Genomic DNA, 19,281 nt, shown 5'->3' with positions numbered 1-19,281 from the left:
TCACCCCTTTCTCAACCTGCCAACCACAAAACATACGGAGACAACGACATGGCAATTTCCCGCAAGACCTTCACAGCGCTCGCTGCAGGCCTGACCCTGGCCTGCATGGCCACGGCCCCCGCGCTGGCGCAGACGGTCACCCAGCCCACGCTGGAGAAGATCAAGGCATCGGGTAAGGCCGTGCTGGGCGTGCGCGARRCCTCGCCRCCCATGGCCTAYRYGCTGGGCGCGAAYGARAAATACGTGGGCTACCACGTCGARCTGTGCGAGCGCGTGCTGAAAGAAATCGCACCCGACGCCAAGCTCGAATACATGGCGGTGACGGCGCAGAACACGCTGCCCCTGGTGCAGAACGGCACGCTGGACATCGGCTGCGGCCCCACCACCAACAACACCGCGCGCCAGCAGCAGGTGGCGTTTGCGGTGACCACCTATGTGAGCGAAGTGCGCATGGCAGTGCGTAAGGATTCGGACCTGAAGTCCATCAGCCAGCTCGCAGGCCGCACCATTGCGGCATCCACTGGCACCACCGCCGTGCAATTGCTGCGCAAGCAAGAGCGCGCGCTGGGTGGCGCGCCCATCAAGACCGTGCTGGGCAAGGACCACCATGAGAGCTTCTTGCTGCTCGAAACCGGCCGCGCCGACGCTTTTGTGCTCGATGACAACCTGCTGGCCGGGATGATTGCCAACTCCAAGGACCCCTCGGCCTACCGCATCGTGGGCGAGCCGCTGGGTGCCGAGCCCATTGCATTGCTGTTCCGCAAKGACGACCCCACCTTCAAGGCTGCGGTGGATGGTGTGTTAACCAAGCTGATGCAAAGCGGCGAGATGGAAAAGATATACACCAAGTGGTTTGTAAACCCCATCCCGCCCAAGAACATGAGCCTGAACCTGCCGCTGGGTACCACGCTGCGCCAGCTGTTCGCCACCCCCAACGACAAGCCCCTGGAGACTTACCAGCAATGAATGCTGCCATCCCCGCCACGGCCTTCCGCGCGGCCGACCGCCTCGGCGCCATCGGCGTCTCGGAAATCGTGCGCCTGACGCAAGAGGCCAACCAGCTCAAGCGCCAGGGCCAGCCCGTGATCGTGCTGGGCCTGGGCGAGCCCGACTTCGACACGCCCGCGCACATCCTGGAGGCCGCGCAGCAGGCCATGGCGCGGGGGGAGACGCACTACACGGTGCTGGACGGCACGGCCGAACTCAAGGCGGCCATCCAGCACAAGTTCAAGCACGACAACGGGCTGGACTTTCAGCTCAACGAGATCACCGCAGGCGCGGGTGCCAAGCAGATCCTCTACAACGCGCTGATGGCCTCGGTGAACCCTGGCGACGAGGTGATCCTGGCCGCGCCGTACTGGACCTCGTATGCCGACATGGTGCTGATTGCAGGCGGTGTACCCGTGGTGGTGCCCTGCACCGAAGCCAACGGCTTTCGCATCACGCCCGAGCAGCTGGAGGCGGCCATCACGCCTTGCACGCGCTGGGTGTTCATCAATTCGCCTTCCAATCCCAGCGGCGCGGCCTACAGCGCAGAGCAACTGCGCCCGGTGCTGGAAGTGGTGGAGCGCCATCCGCAGGTGTGGCTGCTGGCGGACGACATCTACGAACACATCCTGTACGACGGCCGCGCGTTTGCCACGCCCGCCGCTGTGCTGCCCTCGCTGCGCGATCGCACGCTGACGGTGAACGGTGTCTCCAAGGCCTATGCCATGACGGGCTGGCGCCTGGGCTACGGCGCAGGCCCCAAGGCGCTGATTGCGGCCATGGCGGTGGTGCAGAGCCAGGCCACGTCCTGCCCGTCGTCCATCAGCCAGGCGGCTGCCGTGGCGGCGCTGACGGGGCCGCAAGACGTGGTGCGCGAGCGCTGCCAAGCGTTCCAGGACCGGCGTGACCTGGTCGTGGCCGCGCTCAATGCTTCGCCAGGCTTGCGCTGCCGTGTGCCGGAAGGCGCGTTCTACACCTTTGCCAGCTGCGAAGGTGTGCTGGGCCGTACCACACCGGGCGGCATGCTGCTGCGCACCGATGCCGACTTCTGCGCCTACCTGCTGCGCGAGCACCATGTGGCCGTGGTGCCCGGCGGGGTGCTGGGGCTGGCGCCATACTTTCGCATCTCCTACGCCGCATCTACCGCCGATTTGCAAGAGGCCTGCGCACGCATCCAGCGCGCCTGCCAGGCCCTGTTCTGACTTTCTGACCCGATACCGTTGATATGAACACGACCTCCCTCACCACCCGCACCGGCGGCCAGATCCTGGTGCAGCAGCTCATCACCCATGGTGTGAAGCAGCTTTTTTGTGTGCCCGGCGAAAGCTACCTGGCTGTGCTTGATGCGCTGCACGATGCCGACATCGGCGTGACCGTGTGCCGCCAGGAGGGCGGGGCGGCCATGATGGCCGAGGCACAGGGCAAGCTCACCGGCCAGCCCGGCATCTGCTTTGTGACGCGCGGGCCCGGTGCCACCAATGCATCGGCAGGCATTCATATCGCGCACCAGGACTCGACGCCCATGATCCTGTTCGTGGGTCAGGTGGCCCGCAACGCCATGGGTCGCGAGGCGTTTCAGGAGCTGGACTACAGCGCCGTCTTCGGCACCATGGCCAAGTGGGTGGTGCAGATTGAAGACCCGGCACGGGTGCCCGAGTTGATCTCGCGCGCCTTCCATGTCGCCACCTCGGGCCGCCCTGGCCCCGTGGTGGTGGCGCTGCCCGAAGACATGCTGACCGAGGCCGCCACTGTGGCCGATGCATTGCCCTACCAGGTGACGGAGACCCACCCCGGCGCCGCGCAAATGGCCGAGCTGGCCCAGCGCCTGCAAGCCGCCAAAAATCCCGTGGCCATCCTGGGTGGCAGCCGCTGGTCCGAGCAGGCGGTTCGCGAGTTCACGGCGTTTGCCGAAGCGTGGTCGATTCCCGTGTACTGCTCGTTCCGCCGCCAGATGCTGTTCCCGGCCACACATGCCTGCTACGGCGGCGACCTGGGCCTGGGCGTCAACCCCAAGCTGCTGGCGCGCATCAAGGCGTCGGACCTGGTGCTGGTGGTGGGCGGCCGCTTGTCGGAGGTGCCATCGCAGGGCTACGAGCTGTTCGACGTTCCTACACCCGCACAGCCGCTGGTGCATGTGCATGCAGATGCGGATGAACTGGGCAAGCTGTATCGCCCCACCCAGGCCATCCACGCCACGCCGCAGGCTTTTGCTGCGGCACTCAATACGGTACGCCCCACGGCCGACGTGCCATGGAAGTCCCACACAGAAGCTGCCCATGCCGAATATCTGGCCTGGAGCGACACGGCACCCATCCGCATCCCCGGCAACCTGCAAATGGGCCAGGTGATGCAGCACCTGAAGGAAGTGCTGCCSGCCGACACCATCTTCTGCAACGGCGCGGGTAACTTCGCTACGTGGATTCACCGCTTCTGGCCCTTCACCACCTACGCGAGCCAGCTGGCGCCCACCAGCGGGTCGATGGGCTACGGYCTGCCSGCAGGCGTGGGCGGCAAGCGCCTGTGGCCGCAGCGCGAGGTGGTGATCTTTGCGGGCGATGGCGACTTTTTGATGCACGGTCAGGAATTTGCAACCGCCGTGCAGTACGGCCTRCCCATCATCGTGGTGCTGCTGGACAACGCCATGTACGGCACCATCCGCATGCATCAGGAGCGCGAGTACCCCGGCCGCATCAGCGCCACGCAGCTCAAGAATCCTGACTTCAAGGCCTACGCGAAGGCCTTTGGGGGCCATGGCGAGCGGGTGGAGCGTACCGAAGACTTTGCTCCGGCTCTTGCCCGCGCCCGTGCCAGCCGCCTGCCCAGCGTGCTGCACTGCCTGATCGACCCCGAGGCGATCACGCCCACCGGCACGCTGCAGGGCATTCGCAGCGCAGCACTCTCCAAGAAGTAGGCTCCCGTTTCGTAAGCAGGCGCTAGGCGTTCAGCCGGTCACGCGGGCGCCGCCTGATTGCCTCAGGGTCTGCACCAGCAGGTTCTGCAGGCTGTCCACCGCCTTGGAGCCGCGCGATGCGCGGCTGCGGTACACGGCCACCTCCATAGGGGCCAGTGGCCCCAGGCCTTGCTCGGTGCCGAGCACCTGCAGCTGCGATGGCACGCTGCAGTGGGTGAGGGCGGCCACGGCCAGGCCGCTTTCCACCGCTGCAATTTGCCCGGCCAGGCTGGAGCTGTGATAGACCACCTTGTAGCGGCGCCCCTGCTGCGCCAGCGCGTGGATGGCGCCGCGCCGCGCCAGGCTGGCCGATTCGTACACCGCAATCGGCAGCGGGTCACGCCTCCACAACTCGAACTGCGCCGACCCCACCCACACCATGGGCTCATGGAACAGCAGCGTGCCCCGGCGTGCGTGATCGCGCGAGATCAGGGCCAGGTCCAGGTCGCCATTGGCCACACGCGGGATGAGTGCGGTGGACTGCTCGCAGTCCAGCTCAATCTCCACCGCACTGTGACGGGGCGCAAAGCGCTTGAGCACAGGCGTGAGGTAGCGCGCTGCGTAGTCATCCGGCACCCCCAGCCGCACCCGGCCTGTGAGGGCGTCGCCGTTCAGTGCGTCGTGCGCTTCTGCGTGCAGTTCCAGAATGCGGCGCGCATAGCCCAGCAGGGTTTCACCCTCAGGCGTGAGGTGCTGCTTGCGGGCATCGCGCTCCAGCAGTCGGTGGCCTACAGCGTCTTCGAGCTTCTTGAGCTGCATGCTGACCGCCGACTGGGACCGGTGCACCTCGGCCGCCGCGCCGGAGAGCGAGCCTGCATCCACCACAGCCACCAGGCACTGAAGCCAATCGAACTGCAAATCGCGGTAGCTCATGGATTGCCCCAGTGATGATGTATTCGATGATCGAATGGTTGGTGTGTAAATTATGCGCTTTGGATTGCAAAGGCTGGCAACCACACTGCGGGCATGCAGCAGTCTTCCTCTACCGTTTCAGGCACATCCGCACCCGTGGTTCCAGCGTCCGTTTCACCTGTGGCCGTTGCCCACGTGCTGCCGGATGCCCGCCGGCTGGATGGCTGGGTCGCCTTCGTGCTGGGCAACGCGCTGCTGGGCACCATCGGCGTGTTTGTGCACGAGGCGCAGGCGGCGCCGTTGACGGTGACGTGGTTCCGGTGCGCGTTTGGCCTCATTGGGCTCACGGTGTGGATGGCCTGGCGCAACCAGTCTTGGTCGGGGCTTCGGCGGGGGCTCTGGGTGGGCTGGGCTGCTTTGCCGTGGGTGTTGCTGCTCAGTGGGCTCATGTTGGCGAGCTGGTGGCTGTTTTTCACCGCGATCCAGCAGGTGCCCACCGGGGTGGCGGTGGTGCTGTTCCATGTGCAACCGCTATGGGTGTTGCTGCTGGGGGCTTGGTGGTTGAAAGAGTCCGTGCCTGGGCAGCGCGTGGTGTCGGTGCTGGTMGCCATGGTGGGGCTGGTCCTGGCCACGGGGCTTGCGGAGGGGTTGACTCCATCGGGCGGTAGCCACGCGCCAGGCTACTGGGTGGGCGTGGGCCTGTGCCTGATCGGTGCGCTGTGCACAGCCACCGTCACCGTGGTCGCCAAGCGCTTGGGGGTGCTGCCGCTGGGGACCCTGGCGTGGYGGCAATGTGCGCTGGGTGCGGCCGTGCTGTGGGTGGCCCCCGTAGGGCACGGTTGGCCTGCCTGGGGTGTCTCCTGGGCATGGCTGGCTGGGCTGGGGCTGATCCACACCGGCTTGGCGTATACCTTGATGTACGCGGGCATGGCCCGCCTGGCGACGGCCCGGGTGGCGGTACTGCAGTTTGCTTACCCCACGGTCGCCATCGTGGTGGACTGGGTGTACTTTCAGCACACTTTGGGCGGTTGGCAGATGGCGGGTGTGGTGCTGATGCTGGGGGCCATCGGGGCCGGGGAGCGCAGCGCGCGGCGCAATCGCTAATCATCCGCCTGCGGTAGGAGGGCGCCGCCCCGCACAATATCGGGTGTGACCGCCACCGAGCCCGATTCTCCTGAGACACCACCTCCTGCGCAGGCTGCCCCTACCGGCAAGCTGCGCCGCATCGCGCACCTGGACATGGACGCGTTCTTTGCGTCCGTGGAGTTGCTGCGCTACCCGCAACTCAAAGGCTTGCCTGTGGTGATCGGTGGCGGGCGGCGCAAGGTGGACGAGCTGCTGCTGCGCGGGCCAGACGGCACCGAGGAGCGCGAGCGGCGCTTCATACCGGTGGAAGACTTTCCGCTGCTCAAGGACTACGTGGGCCGGGGTGTGATCACCACGGCCACCTACCCGGCGCGGCAGTTCGGCGTGGGCTCGGCCATGGGSMTSATGAAGGCCGCCAAGCTGTGCCCGCAGGCCATCGTGCTGCCGGTGGATTTTGACGAGGTGCGACGCTTTTCGCGCCTGTTCAAGAGCACCATCACCGAGATCGCACCGGTGATGCAGGACCGGGGGGTGGACGAGGTGTACATCGACTTCACCGACGTGCCCGGCGGCCAGCGCGAAGGCGGGCGGGTGCTGGCGAGGCTCATCCAGAAAAGCATCTTTGATAGGACCGGGCTGACCTGCTCGATCGGCGTGGCGCCCAACCGGCTGCTGGCCAAGATGGCCAGCGAGTTCAACAAGCCCAACGGCATCTCCATCGTTTACGAGGAAGACCTGCAGAGCAAGATCTGGCCCTTGAACGTGCGCAAGATCAATGGCATCGGTCCCAAGGCGGGCGAGAAGCTGGYACGGCTGGGCATTGAAACCATCGGGCAGCTTGCCGCGCAGGATGAGCAGTGGCTGATGGGCCACTTTGGCAAATCCACCGGCGCCTGGATGCACCGGGTGGCCTGGGGCCGCGATGACAGCCCGGTGGTGACCGAGAGCGAGCCGGTGAGCATGAGCCGCGAGACCACCTTCGACCGCGACCTGCATGCTGTGCGTGACCGGGCCGAGCTGGGCGCCATTTTTACCGACCTGTGCATGCGGCTGGCCGAAGACCTGCAGCGCAAGGGCTATGTGGCGCGCACCATCGGTATCAAGCTGCGCTACGACGACTTCAAGATCGCGACGCGTGACCACACCGCCAACAGCTACACCGCCGACGGGGCGACCATCCGGCAGCTGGCCGGGCAATGCCTCAAGCGCGTGCCGCTGGACAAGCGCCTGCGGCTGCTCGGCGTGCGGGCCAGCACACTGGCGCGGCGGGGGGAAGAACCAGCGCCAGAGCCGCGTGCCACAGCGGCCGCAGAGGGGCGTCGGCGCGGGCCTCGGGCAGAGGCGACCATGGAAACCGGGCAGCTTTTTTGATTGAGGCTGCGGATTTCCAAAAGGCGGTGAGCAGGCTTTCAGTGTTTGCGCTTTGAGGGGCGTGGGGAGGCACCTTTTTGGGGCAAAGCAGGGGAGGGAGCAGTTAGACTTGATTCGTATCAAGCGGTTACATACAACACGCCACAAAAAGCCGCGCCGCCTGCCCCTGCCGCAGGCCCTTCAGGAGCCTCGAATGCGCATCAACCTGCCAGTGACCCAGCAGAATTTTGACTACCCCGGTGATGAGCTGCTGGTGTCCAGCACCAACACCAAGGGTGAGATCACGCACTGCAACCCGGCGTTCGTGCGCGTCAGCGGTTATAGCTACGACGAACTCATTGGCCAGCCCCACAACATCATTCGTCACCCCGACATGCCGGCCGAGGCCTACAAGGACATGTGGCGCACCATTGGCCGGGGCGAGCCTTGGACGGGCTTGGTCAAGAACCGCCGCAAGAACGGCGACCACTACTGGGTGCGAGCCAACGTCACCCCCATCATGGAGGGCGGCAAGCCACGCGCCTATATGTCGGTGCGCACCAAGCCCAGTGCGGCCGAGATGGTGGCCGCCGAGGCCCTGTATGCACAGATGCGCAGCGAGGCGGCTTCGGGCGCAAGCAGCTTCTATCTGGACTCGGGCAACGTGCGCTGCCGGGGAGTGCGTGGCTGGCAGCAGCGCCTGGCGCAGATGGCGCTGCTGCCCCGCATGGCGATCCTGCTGCTGCTGACGGTGCTGCTGGCCTTGTTGCCCGACGTGATGGGGCTGCAGGGCACCACCGCCTGGGTGGCCCGCCTGGCGCTGCTGGTGTTGGGGGCAGGGTGGACGCTGTGGCGCTTTCAGGCCACCGTGCTGCAAGGTGTGCACGACGCGACCCGCTTCGCATCCGACATCTCGGCTTGCAACCTCGCCACATCGGTGGGCACCGACTACCCCCAACCCCTGGGCGCGCTGATGCAGCGCCTGCAGCAGACCCAGGTCAACCTGCGCGCCGTGGTGGGCGACGTGCGCACCGAGGTGCGCAACTTCATCGAATCGGCCGACGAAATCGCGCGCGGCGGCATGGATCTGTCGGCCCGTACCGAGTCGCAGGCCAGCAGCCTGGAAGAAACCGCCGCGGCCATGGAGCAACTGGCCAGCACGGTGCTGCAGACGTCGGAGACAGCGGCCAAGGTGTCGCACGAGAGCGCACAGAGCAGCGACATCGCCACGCGCGGTGGCCAGGCGGTGCAGGAGGTGGGAGCGGCCATGCAGCAGATGAAGCTGTCGTCCACCAAGATCAGCGAGATCGTGGGCGTGATCGAAGGCATTGCCTTCCAGACCAATCTGCTGGCGCTCAATGCCGCTGTGGAGGCCGCCCGCGCGGGCGAGCAGGGCCGGGGCTTTGCGGTGGTGGCGGGCGAGGTGCGGGCCCTGGCGCAACGCAGCGCCAGCTCGGCCAAGGAGATCAGCGGTCTGATCGGCGTCACGGTGAACCAGATCGCCAGCGGCGCGCAGCAGATGGACCATGCGGGCATCACCATCGAGGGCGTCGTGCACGCCGTGGAGCGCGTGAGCACGCTGGTCCAGCAGATCAGCAGCGCCACCAAGGAGCAGTCGCAGGGCATTGCCCAGGTCAACGAGGCGGTGACGCAGCTCGACACCGTGACGCAGCAGAACGCCGCGCTGGTGGAGGAGTCGGCCGCCGCCGCCCAGGGCCTCAAGGAGAGCGCGGTGTCGCTGGGCCGCTCGGTGGACGTGTTCCGGCTGGGGTGAGCGGCACCGCAAGGAGCCGCCCACAGCCATTCGTATCTTGACGAATTCTTACTCGTAACTTACAGTGATTTTCCCGTTTTCCGGGAGATCACCATGACCCTCGACGAGCTGCAGCGCATCAAGCAGTGGCATGTGGCGCACAAGGCCGACCACCCGCTCGAATACCACCTGTGGGACCTGGTGCTGACGGTCTGGATGCTGGGCTGGGTGGGCTGGTTTCCCATCTGCGCTTTTGGCGAGCCCTGTGCCGCGCCGGTCTGCCTGATCGGCATTTTTGTCCCCAGCCTGTACGTTGCCTGGCGCACCCGCGCGCACCTGCGCCACACCCTGCGGTGCGACTGGATCGATGCGCGCAACTGACGGATGCGTTCGGTTGATGGGGGGCGGGGGCAGGCCTACTGCCGGGCAGTGCGCACGTTGCGCGGCAGGGCCTGCGGGTGGCTGGTGCGCAGGGGGTTGATGTCCAGCCCGCCGCGGCGCGTGTAGCGCGCGTACACCGTGAGCTTGATGGGTTTGCAGCGTGTCCACACGTCCATGAAGATGCGCTCCACACACTGCTCATGGAACTCGTTGTGGTTGCGAAAGCTCACCAGGTACTGCAGCAGCCCTTCCTGATTGATCTGCGGGCCGCTGTAGCTGATCTGCACGCTGCCCCAGTCGGGCTGGCCGGTCACCAGGCAGTTGCTCTTGAGCAGGTTGCTGGTGAGCGTCTCGGTCACCGGCGCTTCATTGAATGTGGCCGTCAGCAGGTCGGGCGCGGGCTGGTAGCGCGTGCATTCCACGTCCAGCCGGTCCAGGCTCAGGCCGTCCAGCTCATGCACGGGCTCCTGGTCGAACAGCTCGGGCGCGATGAGCTTCACGCCCACGGTGGCAGGGTGCTCGGCGCCACGCCACACGGCTTCGCTGATGTCTGCGCGGATGCGTGCCTGCACCTCGGCTGCGTCGGTGAAGCGCGTGTTGTTGAAGCTGTTGAGGTAGAGCTTGAACGACTTGCTTTCGACGATGTTGGGCGTCTCACAGGGCACGGTGATGTGCGCCAGCGCCACCTGCGGCTTGCCACGCGCATTCAGCCAGGACAGCTCGAACGCCGTCCACAGGTCGGCCCCGAAGAAGGGCGCCGAGCCGGTGATGCCGATCTCGGCCCGCTTGCCCGCGCGGGGGATGGGGAACAGCAGCGAGGCGTCGTACTGGTCCACATAGGCCGATGCCTTGCCGAGTTGGGATTGTTCTGGCGTGTTCATGGCCTGGTCTTTCGGGTGTGTGGGTTCTAAGGGAGTCTGTGCTATTGCTACTATTTTTATAGCTTCTGGCGCATGTTCGACTAGCGCATGCCGGGGTTTTTACTGAAATTCCCGCTCACGCAGCCATTTGGTGGCAATCCATTTGTCCCCGGCGATCACGGGGGCGCCGCCATGCAGGGTACGGGTGGACGGGTGCGGGCGCTCGTAGCTGAAGAACACCGCGTTGCCACGCTGCGGCGCCACCTCCAGGTGCACGTCGGGGAAGGTGGTGCCGCCGCCTTTGTCAGGTGTGTTCAGGTACATCACCAGCGTGCCCACGCGCTGGCCGCCGCGCTGGATGATGCTGGGCGTGCCGGGCTCGGCGGGGTCGAAGTAGTCGTAGTGGGGCTTGTRTTCGGCGCCGGGGCGGTAGTGCAGCACCTGCAGGCCTTCGCCGTTTTCGATGGGCCAGTGGAGCAGGCGCGCAATGCGCTCCTCGATGCGCTGGATCAGGGGACTTTGCCCGCGCTGGAAGAACATGCCGTCGCTGGTGCGGTCGGCATTGATCTCTTCGCCCCCGGTCTTGGTTGCCACGGTGAGCGAGCGTGCCATGCGGGGCTCTGCAGCGGCTATCAGGGCATCGCACTCCTCGGGCGACARCAGGTTGCCRAACACSACGAYGCGCGGCTGTGCCATGGCCAGCAGCACATTCACGGTGCGGTCTCCGCAGTCCACCTGGGCGGGGGATTCATCCAGCCGGGGCTCGGGCACCCGCACGGCCGAGGGCAGGCCCTGCTGCACGGCTAGGTCGTTAAGGTGCTCCTGCAGCGTGATCTCCAGCGCATCCGCCGCCACGTCTTCGTCCCAGCCTGCGTCACGCATGGACTGCAGCACCACGGGCGCAGCGTAGCCCGCCTGGGCCTGCTCGATGATCCAGCGGCGCAACTCGGGGGTGATGGCCTGCCGCGCTGCGCTGGCGTGCTGGGTGGTGGTGCTGTCCGGGTGCTGGTCAGAACGCGATGCCATGGCGGTCCTTCAACAAGAGCAGGGTGGTGGGCGGATTTATGCGGAGGCCAGGGTCTTGCGCCGGAAGACCAGGCGCTCGGGCTCGGATGATGCCGGGGCAAAGGCATAGCCGTCCAGATCAAACCCTTCGAGCTGGTGGGGTGTGGCAAGGCGGTGGGTGATGGCGTAGCGCGCCATCAGGCCGCGTGCGCGCTTGGCAAAGAAGCTGATGATCTTGTAGTTGCCGCCCTTCCAGTCCTCGAACACGCATTCGATCACGCGGGCCTTGAGTGCCTTGCGGTCCACGGCCTTGAAGTATTCCTGCGAGGCGAGGTTGATCACCACTGGCGTGGTGTCGGCGCGCAGCCGGGTGTTCAGGTGCTCGGCAATCTGGCGGCCCCAGAACTGGTACAGGTTACTGCCTGCCTCGGTGGCCAGGCGCGTGCCCATCTCCAGGCGATAGGGCTGCATGCGGTCCAGCGGCCGCAGCACGCCATACAGGCCACTGAGGATGGCGACATGGCTCTGGGCCCAGTCCAGGTCGTCAGTGCTCAGGCTGCGGGCTTGCAGCCCCTCGTACACGTCGCCATTGAAGGCCAGCACCGCCTGGCGCGAGTTGTGGGCCGTGAAGCGGGGGCGCCAGGCCTGGTAACGCGCCACGTTCAGCGCCGCGAGCGTGTCGCTCAGTTCCATCAGCGACGCGATCTGCTGCGGCGACTGCTCCCGCAGGACTTCGATCAGGGCCGTGGACTGCGGCACAAACTGGGGCGTGGTGTGCGGCAGACCTTCGGGAACGGGSGTGTCGTAGTCGAGCGATTTGGCGGGAGACAGCAGGAACAGCATGGGGGCAAAGGGTCCGTGGATCTCGGGGGTGAAGTGTGGCCTGGAAAGCGCGGGTTGCTGGCTGCGCCAGCGGCCTGAAATGGTACCTGCTGGACGACCGTCTTCTGTCGCTTGCGGGTATTGGCGCCCAGCACGGCGCTTGCTCAGTTGCCCAAAAAAGAAGGCGGCCTGAGCCGCCTTCTGGGTGCAGGCTGCAGCCCTGGGGCAGCAGCCATTGCAGCGCATCAGGCTGCGGGGGGCTGCTCAAACGGCAGCGCCATGGCCGACAGGTCGCGGCGGGTTTCCACCAGCACCAGCGGACCTTCGTCCAGCACCACCGCAGGGGGGCGCTCGCGGGGCACGCGGATGGGCTTGGGCTCGGCAGCGATGGCGGCCTGCACGGCAGCGATCTTGTCCGCGTCAGAGTTCACCCACTGCAGGCCTGATGCGGCAGCCACTTGCTGCAGTTCATCGATGGGCAGCGTGAACGCCTGAACGCGGGGCAGTCCCTTGGCTTGCCCAGCTGTTGCTACGGGTGCCTGGGCGGCTACCGCCGCCGGTGCGGGTGCTGCGACAGGCGCCGGTGCGGCCACCGGGGCGGCTGCAGGGTTTGCAACGGGCGCTGCAACAGCTGCCGCGGTGACAGGCGCTGCGGCTGGCTCAGTGGCTGAAGCGGCTGGGGCTGCCACAGGAGCTGCGACAGGGGTTGCCACCGGTGCCACGGGCTCGGCGGCGGGCGCGTTGCTGAAGTAGCTGCGGCGCGGCGCCTCGTCCTGTGCCGGTGCGGGCTCGGCCTGGGTGGGGTCAAAGTCCAGCATCGCTGGCGCAGCTGCTTCGGCGTTGCCGTTGTTGTCGCGCGGGCCACGCTCGCCGCGTTCGCGGCGGTCACGGCCATAGCGGTCGCGGGAGCGGCGCTCGCGGCGCTGCTCTTCGGTGGCGCCATTGCCGTTGGCGGGTGCGTCATTGCCGCTCAGGTCCAGGTCCGGCAGCGATGCCAGTGGAGCGGTGTCCGCAAAGTCACCAGCGGCGGCTGTGGCGCTTACCTCCTGGGCCTCGACCGCGCGGGGAGCGCGTTCACCGCGTTCGCCACGGTTGCCACCGCGATCACCACGTTCGCGGCGCGGACCGCGCTCGCCACGGGGTTGCTGCGCCGGCTGGCCTTCTGCGCCACCGGTGTTGCCTGCGTTGGGGCCTTCCACCGGAGTGGTAGCTGCGTTGGTGTTGTCACCATTCACGCCAGCGTTCAGGTTGCGCGGCTCGCTGTCGCGGCGGCCACGGCCCCCTTCACGGCCTTCGCCACGTCCGTTGCGGCCCCCTTCACGGCCTTCGCCTTCGGGACGGCGCTCTGCGTCGCGGGGTGGACGGCTGTCTGCATCGCGGGGAGCGCGGCCTTCGGCCGAGCGTTCGCCACGGCGGCCACGGCCTTCGCCAGAGCTGCCTTCGCGGTTGCCATCACGTGGTGCGCCTTCGCGCTGACCGTCCCGGTTGCCATCGCGGCCGCCACGGCGGCCACGGTTTTCACCGTTGCGGCCTTCACGGCGCGGTTCGCCACGGCTGGTGGTTTCGGCAGCGGCAGGTGCGGCTGCGGGCGATGCCGTTGTGACCGGGGTGGGGGCTGCCGGCGCGCTGCCAAAGCCAAACAGGCTCTTGAGCCAGGCGAAAAAGCCTTGCTCTTGCGGTGCGGCAGGGGCGGGTGCTGGAGCGGCTACTGGTGCAGGTGCAGGGGTGGCAGCRGCTGCAGGGCGTTGACCACTACGGGGTGGGCGTGCGGCGCCTTCGGGGCGGGGCTCCGCCACGGGSGCGGGYGCATCGGGCAGCACGCCCTTGATSACCGGSGTCTGCTTGTTGGTGGGCTCYTGCGAGCGGCGCGTSACSGMGGTSGGGTCYTCSAYYTCKTCGGCSAKCTTGTAGCTGGCTTCGATGTGGTCCAGRCGCGGGTCGTCGTGCTTSAGGCGTTCCAGGCGGTAGTTGGGGGTTTCSAGCGTCTTGTTGGGCACCATCAGCACGGYSACGCGCTGCTTGAGYTCGATCTTGGCGATCTCGGKGCGCTTYTCGTTCAGCAGGAAMGARGCCACYTCSACCGGCACCTGSMMRTGCACRGCGGCCGTGTTGTCCTTCAKSSACTCTTCCTGRATGATSCGCAGGATCTGCAGSGCSSWCGATTCGGTGTCGCGGATGTGGCCCGAGCCGCCGCAGCGSGGGCAGGGGATSGACGAGCCTTCGCTSARSGCSGGCTTSAGGCGCTGGCGGCTCATTTCCATSAGGCCGAACTTGCTGATGGTGCCGAACTGCACGCGGGCRCGGTCYTGGCGCARSGCGTCGCGCAGGCGGYTTTCSACTTCGCGGCGGTTCTTCGACTCKTCCATGTCGATGAAGTCGATSACGATCAGGCCGCCCAGGTCGCGCAGGCGCATCTGGCGGGCCACTTCGTCGGCGGCTTCSAGGTTGGTGCGSGTGGCGGTTTCCTCGATGTCGCCGCCCTTGATGGCRCGRGCCGAGTTCACGTCKACSSWGACCAGCGCYTCGGTGTGGTCGATCACGATGGCGCCRCCCGAGGGCAGCTGCACGGTGCGGGCRTAGGCCGATTCGATCTGGTGCTCGATCTGGAAGCGGCTGAACAGSGCSGCGTCGTCGCGGTAGCGCTTCACGCGGGCRGCATGCTCGGGCATGACGTGCGCCATGAACTGCTGYGCCTGYTCGTAGATGTCGTCGGTRTCGATSAGGATGTCRCCGATGTCGTKRTTGAAGTAGTCRCGGATCGCGCGGATSACSAGSSWSGATTCCTGRTAGATCAGGAAGGCGCCCTTGCCRCCCTTGGCSGCGCCGTCGATGGCGYTCCASAGCTTGAGCAGGTAGTTCAGGTCCCACTGCAGCTCGGGCGCGGTGCGGCCRATGCCRGCGGTGCGCGCGATGATGSWCATGCCSTTSGGGTAYTCGAGCTGGTCCATCGCCTCCTTGAGYTCKGCGCGGTCSTCGCCCTCGATGCGGCGTSAAACGCCGCCACCACGGGGGTTGTTGGGCATCAGCACCACATAGCGGCCGGCCAGCGAGACGAAGGTGGTCAGGGCCGCGCCCTTGTTGCCGCGTTCTTCYTTYTCGACCTGGACSASCAGTTCCTGGCCTTCCTTGATCACTTCATTGATGCGCGCCTGGCTGGGCGAGACACCGGGGGTGAAGTAGCTGCGCGAGATTTCCTTGAACGGCAGGAAACCGTGGCGGTCTTCGCCGTAGTCCACAAAACAGGCTTCCAGCGAAGGTTCGACGCGGGTGACGACGGCCTTATAGATGTTGCCCTTGCGCTGTTCGCGCCCTTCGATYTCGATTTCGTAGTCGAGGAGCTTTTGYCCGTCGACGATGGCCAGGCGSCGTTCTTCGGSCTGCGTGGCRTTGATSAGCATCCGCTTCATGATGCGATTCCTTCAGTGTTTCGCGGACAGCAGCGGTGCAGCCCACCTGACCCACAGGGAGGGCTGCGCGGGCTGCCGCCCACAGTTTCCAAACCAATACAACAAGCTCTACAGGAGCTGTGAATGCCTGGACTGACGCATCGAAACGAAGGGAATTGCCGGGAATGCCAATGATCTGCCGCGCTCTAGCGCAGCATCGTGAGGCAGGGGCGCGTGGATGGGGGCGAGTGGTAGGAGCGCAGTTTTGCTAGCAAAAGAGTAGCTGATTGCGCCTGCTGGCTGGGCGTTGGGGCTGAATTGGAGCGTGCAGCCGGGGGCATCAGCCACCGCCACAAGGTCACCATCCAGCTCATCAACAACCACATGCTCGCTTTGATCCGCTGACAGGCTGCGCCCGGGTAGGGAACATCTGCCAGCTTGGGGGATTCCGTATCAGTGTTTCAATCTGTCAGCCCGCCGCACGGCGTGCTGGCCACCACAGGCATCTGGCCTGCAATCTGCGCGCACGACGCCCGGTGGCATCGACCTGCCTGCGTGAGGGGCAAGGGCTGTGTGGACTAAACTCCAGACAAATCAACCACTTACATAACAACGCGCAGGTGAAACACATTATAGGGGCCAAACCGCCCACAGCCCCTGCGGGGCTTCCCGCAGCCCGCCTGGTGGAAGTGGATGCTGACTCCGCTGGCCAGCGGCTCGATAACTTTTTGATACGCCACTTGAAAGGCGTGCCAAAAACGCATGTCTACCGCATCATCCGCAGCGGTGAGGTCCGCATCAACAAAGGCCGCGTGAGCGCCGACACCCGCGTGGAAGCAGGAGATGTGGTGCGCCTGCCGCCCGTGCGCATCTCCGACAAGGTGGCCGAGAAGGCCGAGCGTCCGGCGCCTGCGCGCGAATTTCCCATCCTGCTCGAAGACGAGCACCTGATTGCCCTGGACAAGCCCGCGGGCGTGGCGGTGCACGGCGGCAGCGGCGTGAGTTTTGGCGTGATCGAGCAATTGCGCCAGGCGCGGCCGGCGTCCAAGTTCCTGGAACTGGTGCACCGKCTSGACCGCGAGACCTCGGGCATCCTGCTGGTGGCCAAGAAGCGGTCAGCGCTCACTCACCTGCAAGACCAGTTCCGTGAGCGCGAGACAGGCAAGACCTATCTGGCACTCGTCACGGGCATCTGGCCTGCCAACAAAAAGGTCATCGACCTGCCACTGCACAAGTACCTGCAGGCCGACGGCGAGCGCCGCGTGCGTGTGACCACGGCCGATGACCCGGATGGCATGCGCTCCATCACACTGGTCAAGGTGCGCAGCACCGTGCCCGCGCGCCCCGCTCAAGGCCTGCCGGCGATGTCCCTGCTGGAGGTGACCATCAAGACAGGCCGCACCCATCAGATCCGTGTGCACCTGGCAAGCCAGGGCCACGCCATCGTGGGTGATGACAAATACGGTGACTTTGACCTCAACAAGCGCCTGCAGAAGCTCTCGATGAAGCGCATGTTCCTGCACGCATGGCGGTTACAGTTCAACCACCCCGCCTCGGGCGAGCGTGTGCAACTGATTGCCGAGCTACCCCCTGAGCTGGCCGATTTCGTGTCCCCTGCCTGACGATCCTGCGCGAAGAAACCCCTCCATGTCTGCCAAAAACTTCCGTCCGCGCCGCTTCGACCTCATCGCCTTTGACTGGGATGGCACCCTGTTCGACTCCACCGCCATCATCGTGCGCTGCATCCAGGCAGCGGTGCGCGACGTGGGCGGCACGGTACCCACAGACAAGGAGGCCGCCTATGTGATTGGCATGGGCCTGATGCAGGCGCTGGCCCATGCCGCCCCTGATGTGCCACCCGAAAAGTACACCGAGCTGGGCAATCGCTACCGCTTCCACTACATCCAGCACCAGGACGACCTGAGCCTGTTCGATGGCGTGTTGCCGCTGCTGAGCGATCTGCGTGAACGTGGGCACCTGCTGGCCGTGGCCACGGGCAAAAGTCGGCGCGGGCTGGACGAGGCGCTGCATTCGGTGGATTTGCGCGGCGTGTTCGACGGCTCCCGCACCGCCGACCAGACCGCTGGCAAGCCGCACCCCCTGATGCTGCAGGAGCTGATGGCCGAATTTGACGTGGCGCCTGAGCGCCTGCTGATGATTGGCGACACCACCCATGATCTGCAGATGGCGGTCAACGCGGGCTGTGCGAGCGTAGGGGTGAGCTATGGCGCACACGAGCCCGACGCCTTTCATGCCCTCCAGCCGCTGGCGGTTGTGCATTCGGTGCGCGAGCTGCACGACTGGCTGCTGCACAACGCTTGACGCGGGTATCGGAGCGGGACGAGCCCATGACCATACCCTCCACTGACCAGCCTATCGCGCTGTGCAACAGTGCCGACCTTGTCGATGGAGGCTTGGCCGTGCCGTTTGATGTGCAGTACGCAGGCCAGACGTGCAGGGCCTTTGCGATTCGCTACCGAGGCCTCCCGCACGCTTACCTCAACCGCTGCACCCATGTGGCGATGGAGATGGACTACCAGCCCAACCGTTTTTTTGATGACACAGGCCACTGGCTGTTGTGTGCCACCCACGGGGCGGCCTACTTGCCCCATACCGGCCAGTGTGCGGGCGGTCCCTGCCGCGGTGGGCTGGTCAAAATTGCCCTGTCGGAGAGCGATGGTGTGGTGCGCTGGCATACTGCCTACAACCTGCAGCCTGCAGAGTTCTAGAAAATCCAGATTAATTACCCTGATGTGCTGCCGCCCGATGCGGGCCACCGCAAAGCGCGGGCCGCAGCGGTGCAGTGCCCAGGACGCATGACATGACTGACCCCCAGCAGCCCGCCTCGTCGGGCTTTGACCCCAAAAGCAATTCCGCCCCCGATCTGTGGGCGCAAGCAGCTACTAATTCAGGAGCCCCTGTGAGCGATTCATCGCGTGAACCCGGGTGGGAACGCGCCACGCTGGAAAAGCTGGCCTTTGCCGCCCTCAACGAACAACGCAGCGCCCGCCGCTGGAAGATTTTTTTCCGCCTGACATGGCTGGTGTTGTTTGCTGCTGTTGCGTTCGTGGCCCTGCGTCAGGCGTCGCCCAGCACCAGCAAAAGCACGCCGCACACCGCCGTGGTGGACATCAAGGGCGAGATCGCGAGCGGCGCCGAGGCCAGTGCCGAGTTTGTGGTGGCCGCCATGCGCAGCGCGCTGGAGGATGAGGGCTCGCAAGCGCTGGTGCTGCTCATCAACTCGCCCGGCGGCAGCCCGGTGCAGGCCGGCATCATCAACGACGAGATCGTGCGCCTGAAAGCCAAGCACAACAAGCCGATCTACGCCGTGGTCGAAGAAACCTGCGCCTCGGCTGCCTACTACATTGCAGCCGCCGCCGACGATATCTACGTGGACAAGGCCAGCATCGTGGGCAGCATTGGTGTGCTGATGGACGGTTTTGGGTTCACCGGCGTGATGGAGAAGGTGGGCGTGGAGCGCCGCTTGCTCACTGCAGGCGAGAACAAGGGTTTTCTGGACCCCTTCAGCCCGCAGACCGAGAAGCAGCGCGCCTACGCGCAGACCATGCTCGACCAGATCCACCAGCAATTCATCGCCGTGGTGAAAGCAGGGCGCGGTGACCGTCTCAAGACCACGCCCGATACCTTCAGCGGCTTGTTCTGGACGGGCCAGCAGGCCGTGGAAATGGGCCTGGCGGACAAGCTGGGCAACCTGGACTATGTCGCGCGCGAAGTGGTCAAGGCCGAAGACATCATCGACTACACCCGCCGCGACAACGTGGCCGAGCGCCTGGCCAAGCGGTTTGGCGCGGCGGTGGGCATGGGCGCCGTCAAGTCACTGGCCATATC

Annotated in this window: 16 protein-coding genes; 11 read left to right on the top strand and 5 right to left on the bottom strand. The window is 65.9% G+C overall.

The window, feature by feature from the left end:
* Nucleotides 1-48 precede the first annotated feature (48 nt).
* The 3 genes from AC04MI_RS09500 to AC04MI_RS09490 are packed head-to-tail and all read left to right on the top strand — an operon-like array spanning nucleotide 49 to nucleotide 3,898.
* Nucleotides 49-966: an amino acid ABC transporter substrate-binding protein gene (locus AC04MI_RS09500; RefSeq protein WP_476497685.1), complete on the top strand. Its 918-nt coding sequence runs from the start codon at nucleotides 49-51 to the stop codon at nucleotides 964-966.
* On the top strand, nucleotides 963-2,189 hold the full coding sequence (locus tag AC04MI_RS09495; protein WP_436078030.1) for a pyridoxal phosphate-dependent aminotransferase: 1,227 nt from the start codon (nucleotides 963-965) through the stop codon (nucleotides 2,187-2,189). The genes AC04MI_RS09500 and AC04MI_RS09495 overlap by 4 nt, the downstream gene beginning before the upstream one ends.
* A gap of 23 nt (nucleotides 2,190-2,212) precedes the next feature.
* Entirely contained in the window at nucleotides 2,213-3,898 is a 1,686-nt protein-coding gene (locus AC04MI_RS09490; RefSeq protein ID WP_436078029.1) for a thiamine pyrophosphate-binding protein, read from the top strand.
* 30 nt (nucleotides 3,899-3,928) lie between these two features.
* Here AC04MI_RS09490 and AC04MI_RS09485 read toward each other — a convergent pair whose 3' ends face one another.
* Entirely contained in the window at nucleotides 3,929-4,810 is an 882-nt protein-coding gene (locus tag AC04MI_RS09485) for a LysR family transcriptional regulator (protein WP_099729672.1), read from the bottom strand.
* A 135-nt stretch (nucleotides 4,811-4,945) separates the two neighbouring features.
* Between AC04MI_RS09485 and AC04MI_RS09480 the strand changes: the two genes are divergently transcribed.
* The 4 genes from AC04MI_RS09480 to AC04MI_RS09465 all read left to right on the top strand — a co-directional run bounded on the left by AC04MI_RS09480 (nucleotide 4,946) and on the right by AC04MI_RS09465 (nucleotide 9,359).
* Nucleotides 4,946-5,893, top strand: coding sequence for a DMT family transporter (locus AC04MI_RS09480; RefSeq protein WP_476497694.1), 948 nt, complete (start codon nucleotides 4,946-4,948; stop codon nucleotides 5,891-5,893).
* Between the two features lie 135 nt (nucleotides 5,894-6,028).
* Nucleotides 6,029-7,246, top strand: coding sequence for a Y-family DNA polymerase (locus tag AC04MI_RS09475; protein WP_476497692.1), 1,218 nt, complete (start codon nucleotides 6,029-6,031; stop codon nucleotides 7,244-7,246).
* A 193-nt stretch (nucleotides 7,247-7,439) separates the two neighbouring features.
* Nucleotides 7,440-8,999: a methyl-accepting chemotaxis protein gene (locus AC04MI_RS09470; RefSeq protein ID WP_436078028.1), complete on the top strand. Its 1,560-nt coding sequence runs from the start codon at nucleotides 7,440-7,442 to the stop codon at nucleotides 8,997-8,999.
* A 93-nt stretch (nucleotides 9,000-9,092) separates the two neighbouring features.
* Entirely contained in the window at nucleotides 9,093-9,359 is a 267-nt protein-coding gene (locus AC04MI_RS09465) for a hypothetical protein (protein WP_056061307.1), read from the top strand.
* 35 nt (nucleotides 9,360-9,394) lie between these two features.
* Here the strand turns inward: AC04MI_RS09465 and queF are convergent, their stop codons facing one another.
* The 4 genes from queF to AC04MI_RS09445 form a co-directional block, all read right to left on the bottom strand.
* A complete protein-coding gene (gene queF / locus AC04MI_RS09460) occupies nucleotides 9,395-10,240 on the bottom strand; it encodes an NADPH-dependent 7-cyano-7-deazaguanine reductase QueF (RefSeq protein ID WP_436078027.1) in 846 nt (281 codons plus the stop codon).
* A 99-nt stretch (nucleotides 10,241-10,339) separates the two neighbouring features.
* On the bottom strand, nucleotides 10,340-11,245 hold the full coding sequence (locus tag AC04MI_RS09455) for a 2OG-Fe(II) oxygenase (protein ID WP_476497684.1): 906 nt from the start codon (nucleotides 11,243-11,245) through the stop codon (nucleotides 10,340-10,342).
* Between the two features lie 36 nt (nucleotides 11,246-11,281).
* Nucleotides 11,282-12,067 carry a peroxide stress protein YaaA gene (gene yaaA, locus AC04MI_RS09450; RefSeq protein ID WP_436078026.1) on the bottom strand — a complete coding sequence of 262 codons (786 nt, stop codon included), beginning with the start codon at nucleotides 12,065-12,067 and terminating at the stop codon, nucleotides 11,282-11,284.
* A gap of 224 nt (nucleotides 12,068-12,291) precedes the next feature.
* Nucleotides 12,292-15,453 (bottom strand): Rne/Rng family ribonuclease, encoded by a 3,162-nt coding sequence (locus tag AC04MI_RS09445; protein ID WP_476497682.1) that lies wholly within the window; start codon nucleotides 15,451-15,453, stop codon nucleotides 12,292-12,294.
* Between the two features lie 599 nt (nucleotides 15,454-16,052).
* Here AC04MI_RS09445 and AC04MI_RS09440 point away from each other — a divergent pair.
* The 4 genes from AC04MI_RS09440 to AC04MI_RS09425 all read left to right on the top strand — a co-directional run.
* Nucleotides 16,053-17,054 carry an RluA family pseudouridine synthase gene (locus tag AC04MI_RS09440; protein ID WP_395455752.1) on the top strand — a complete coding sequence of 334 codons (1,002 nt, stop codon included), beginning with the start codon at nucleotides 16,053-16,055 and terminating at the stop codon, nucleotides 17,052-17,054.
* Nucleotides 17,055-17,079: 25 nt separating this feature from the next.
* Complete coding sequence (locus AC04MI_RS09435; RefSeq protein WP_108497127.1) at nucleotides 17,080-17,754, top strand: HAD family hydrolase; 675 nt, start codon at nucleotides 17,080-17,082, stop codon at nucleotides 17,752-17,754.
* A 26-nt stretch (nucleotides 17,755-17,780) separates the two neighbouring features.
* Nucleotides 17,781-18,161 (top strand): Rieske (2Fe-2S) protein, encoded by a 381-nt coding sequence (locus AC04MI_RS09430; RefSeq protein WP_436078024.1) that lies wholly within the window; start codon nucleotides 17,781-17,783, stop codon nucleotides 18,159-18,161.
* Between the two features lie 92 nt (nucleotides 18,162-18,253).
* Nucleotides 18,254-19,281: S49 family peptidase (locus AC04MI_RS09425; protein ID WP_476497681.1), on the top strand; the 1,028-nt coding region annotated here is incomplete at its 3' end.

It is taken from the genome of Acidovorax sp. LjRoot204 (assembly GCF_056175785.1).
This window is presented reverse-complemented; position numbering and strand designations above follow the sequence as displayed.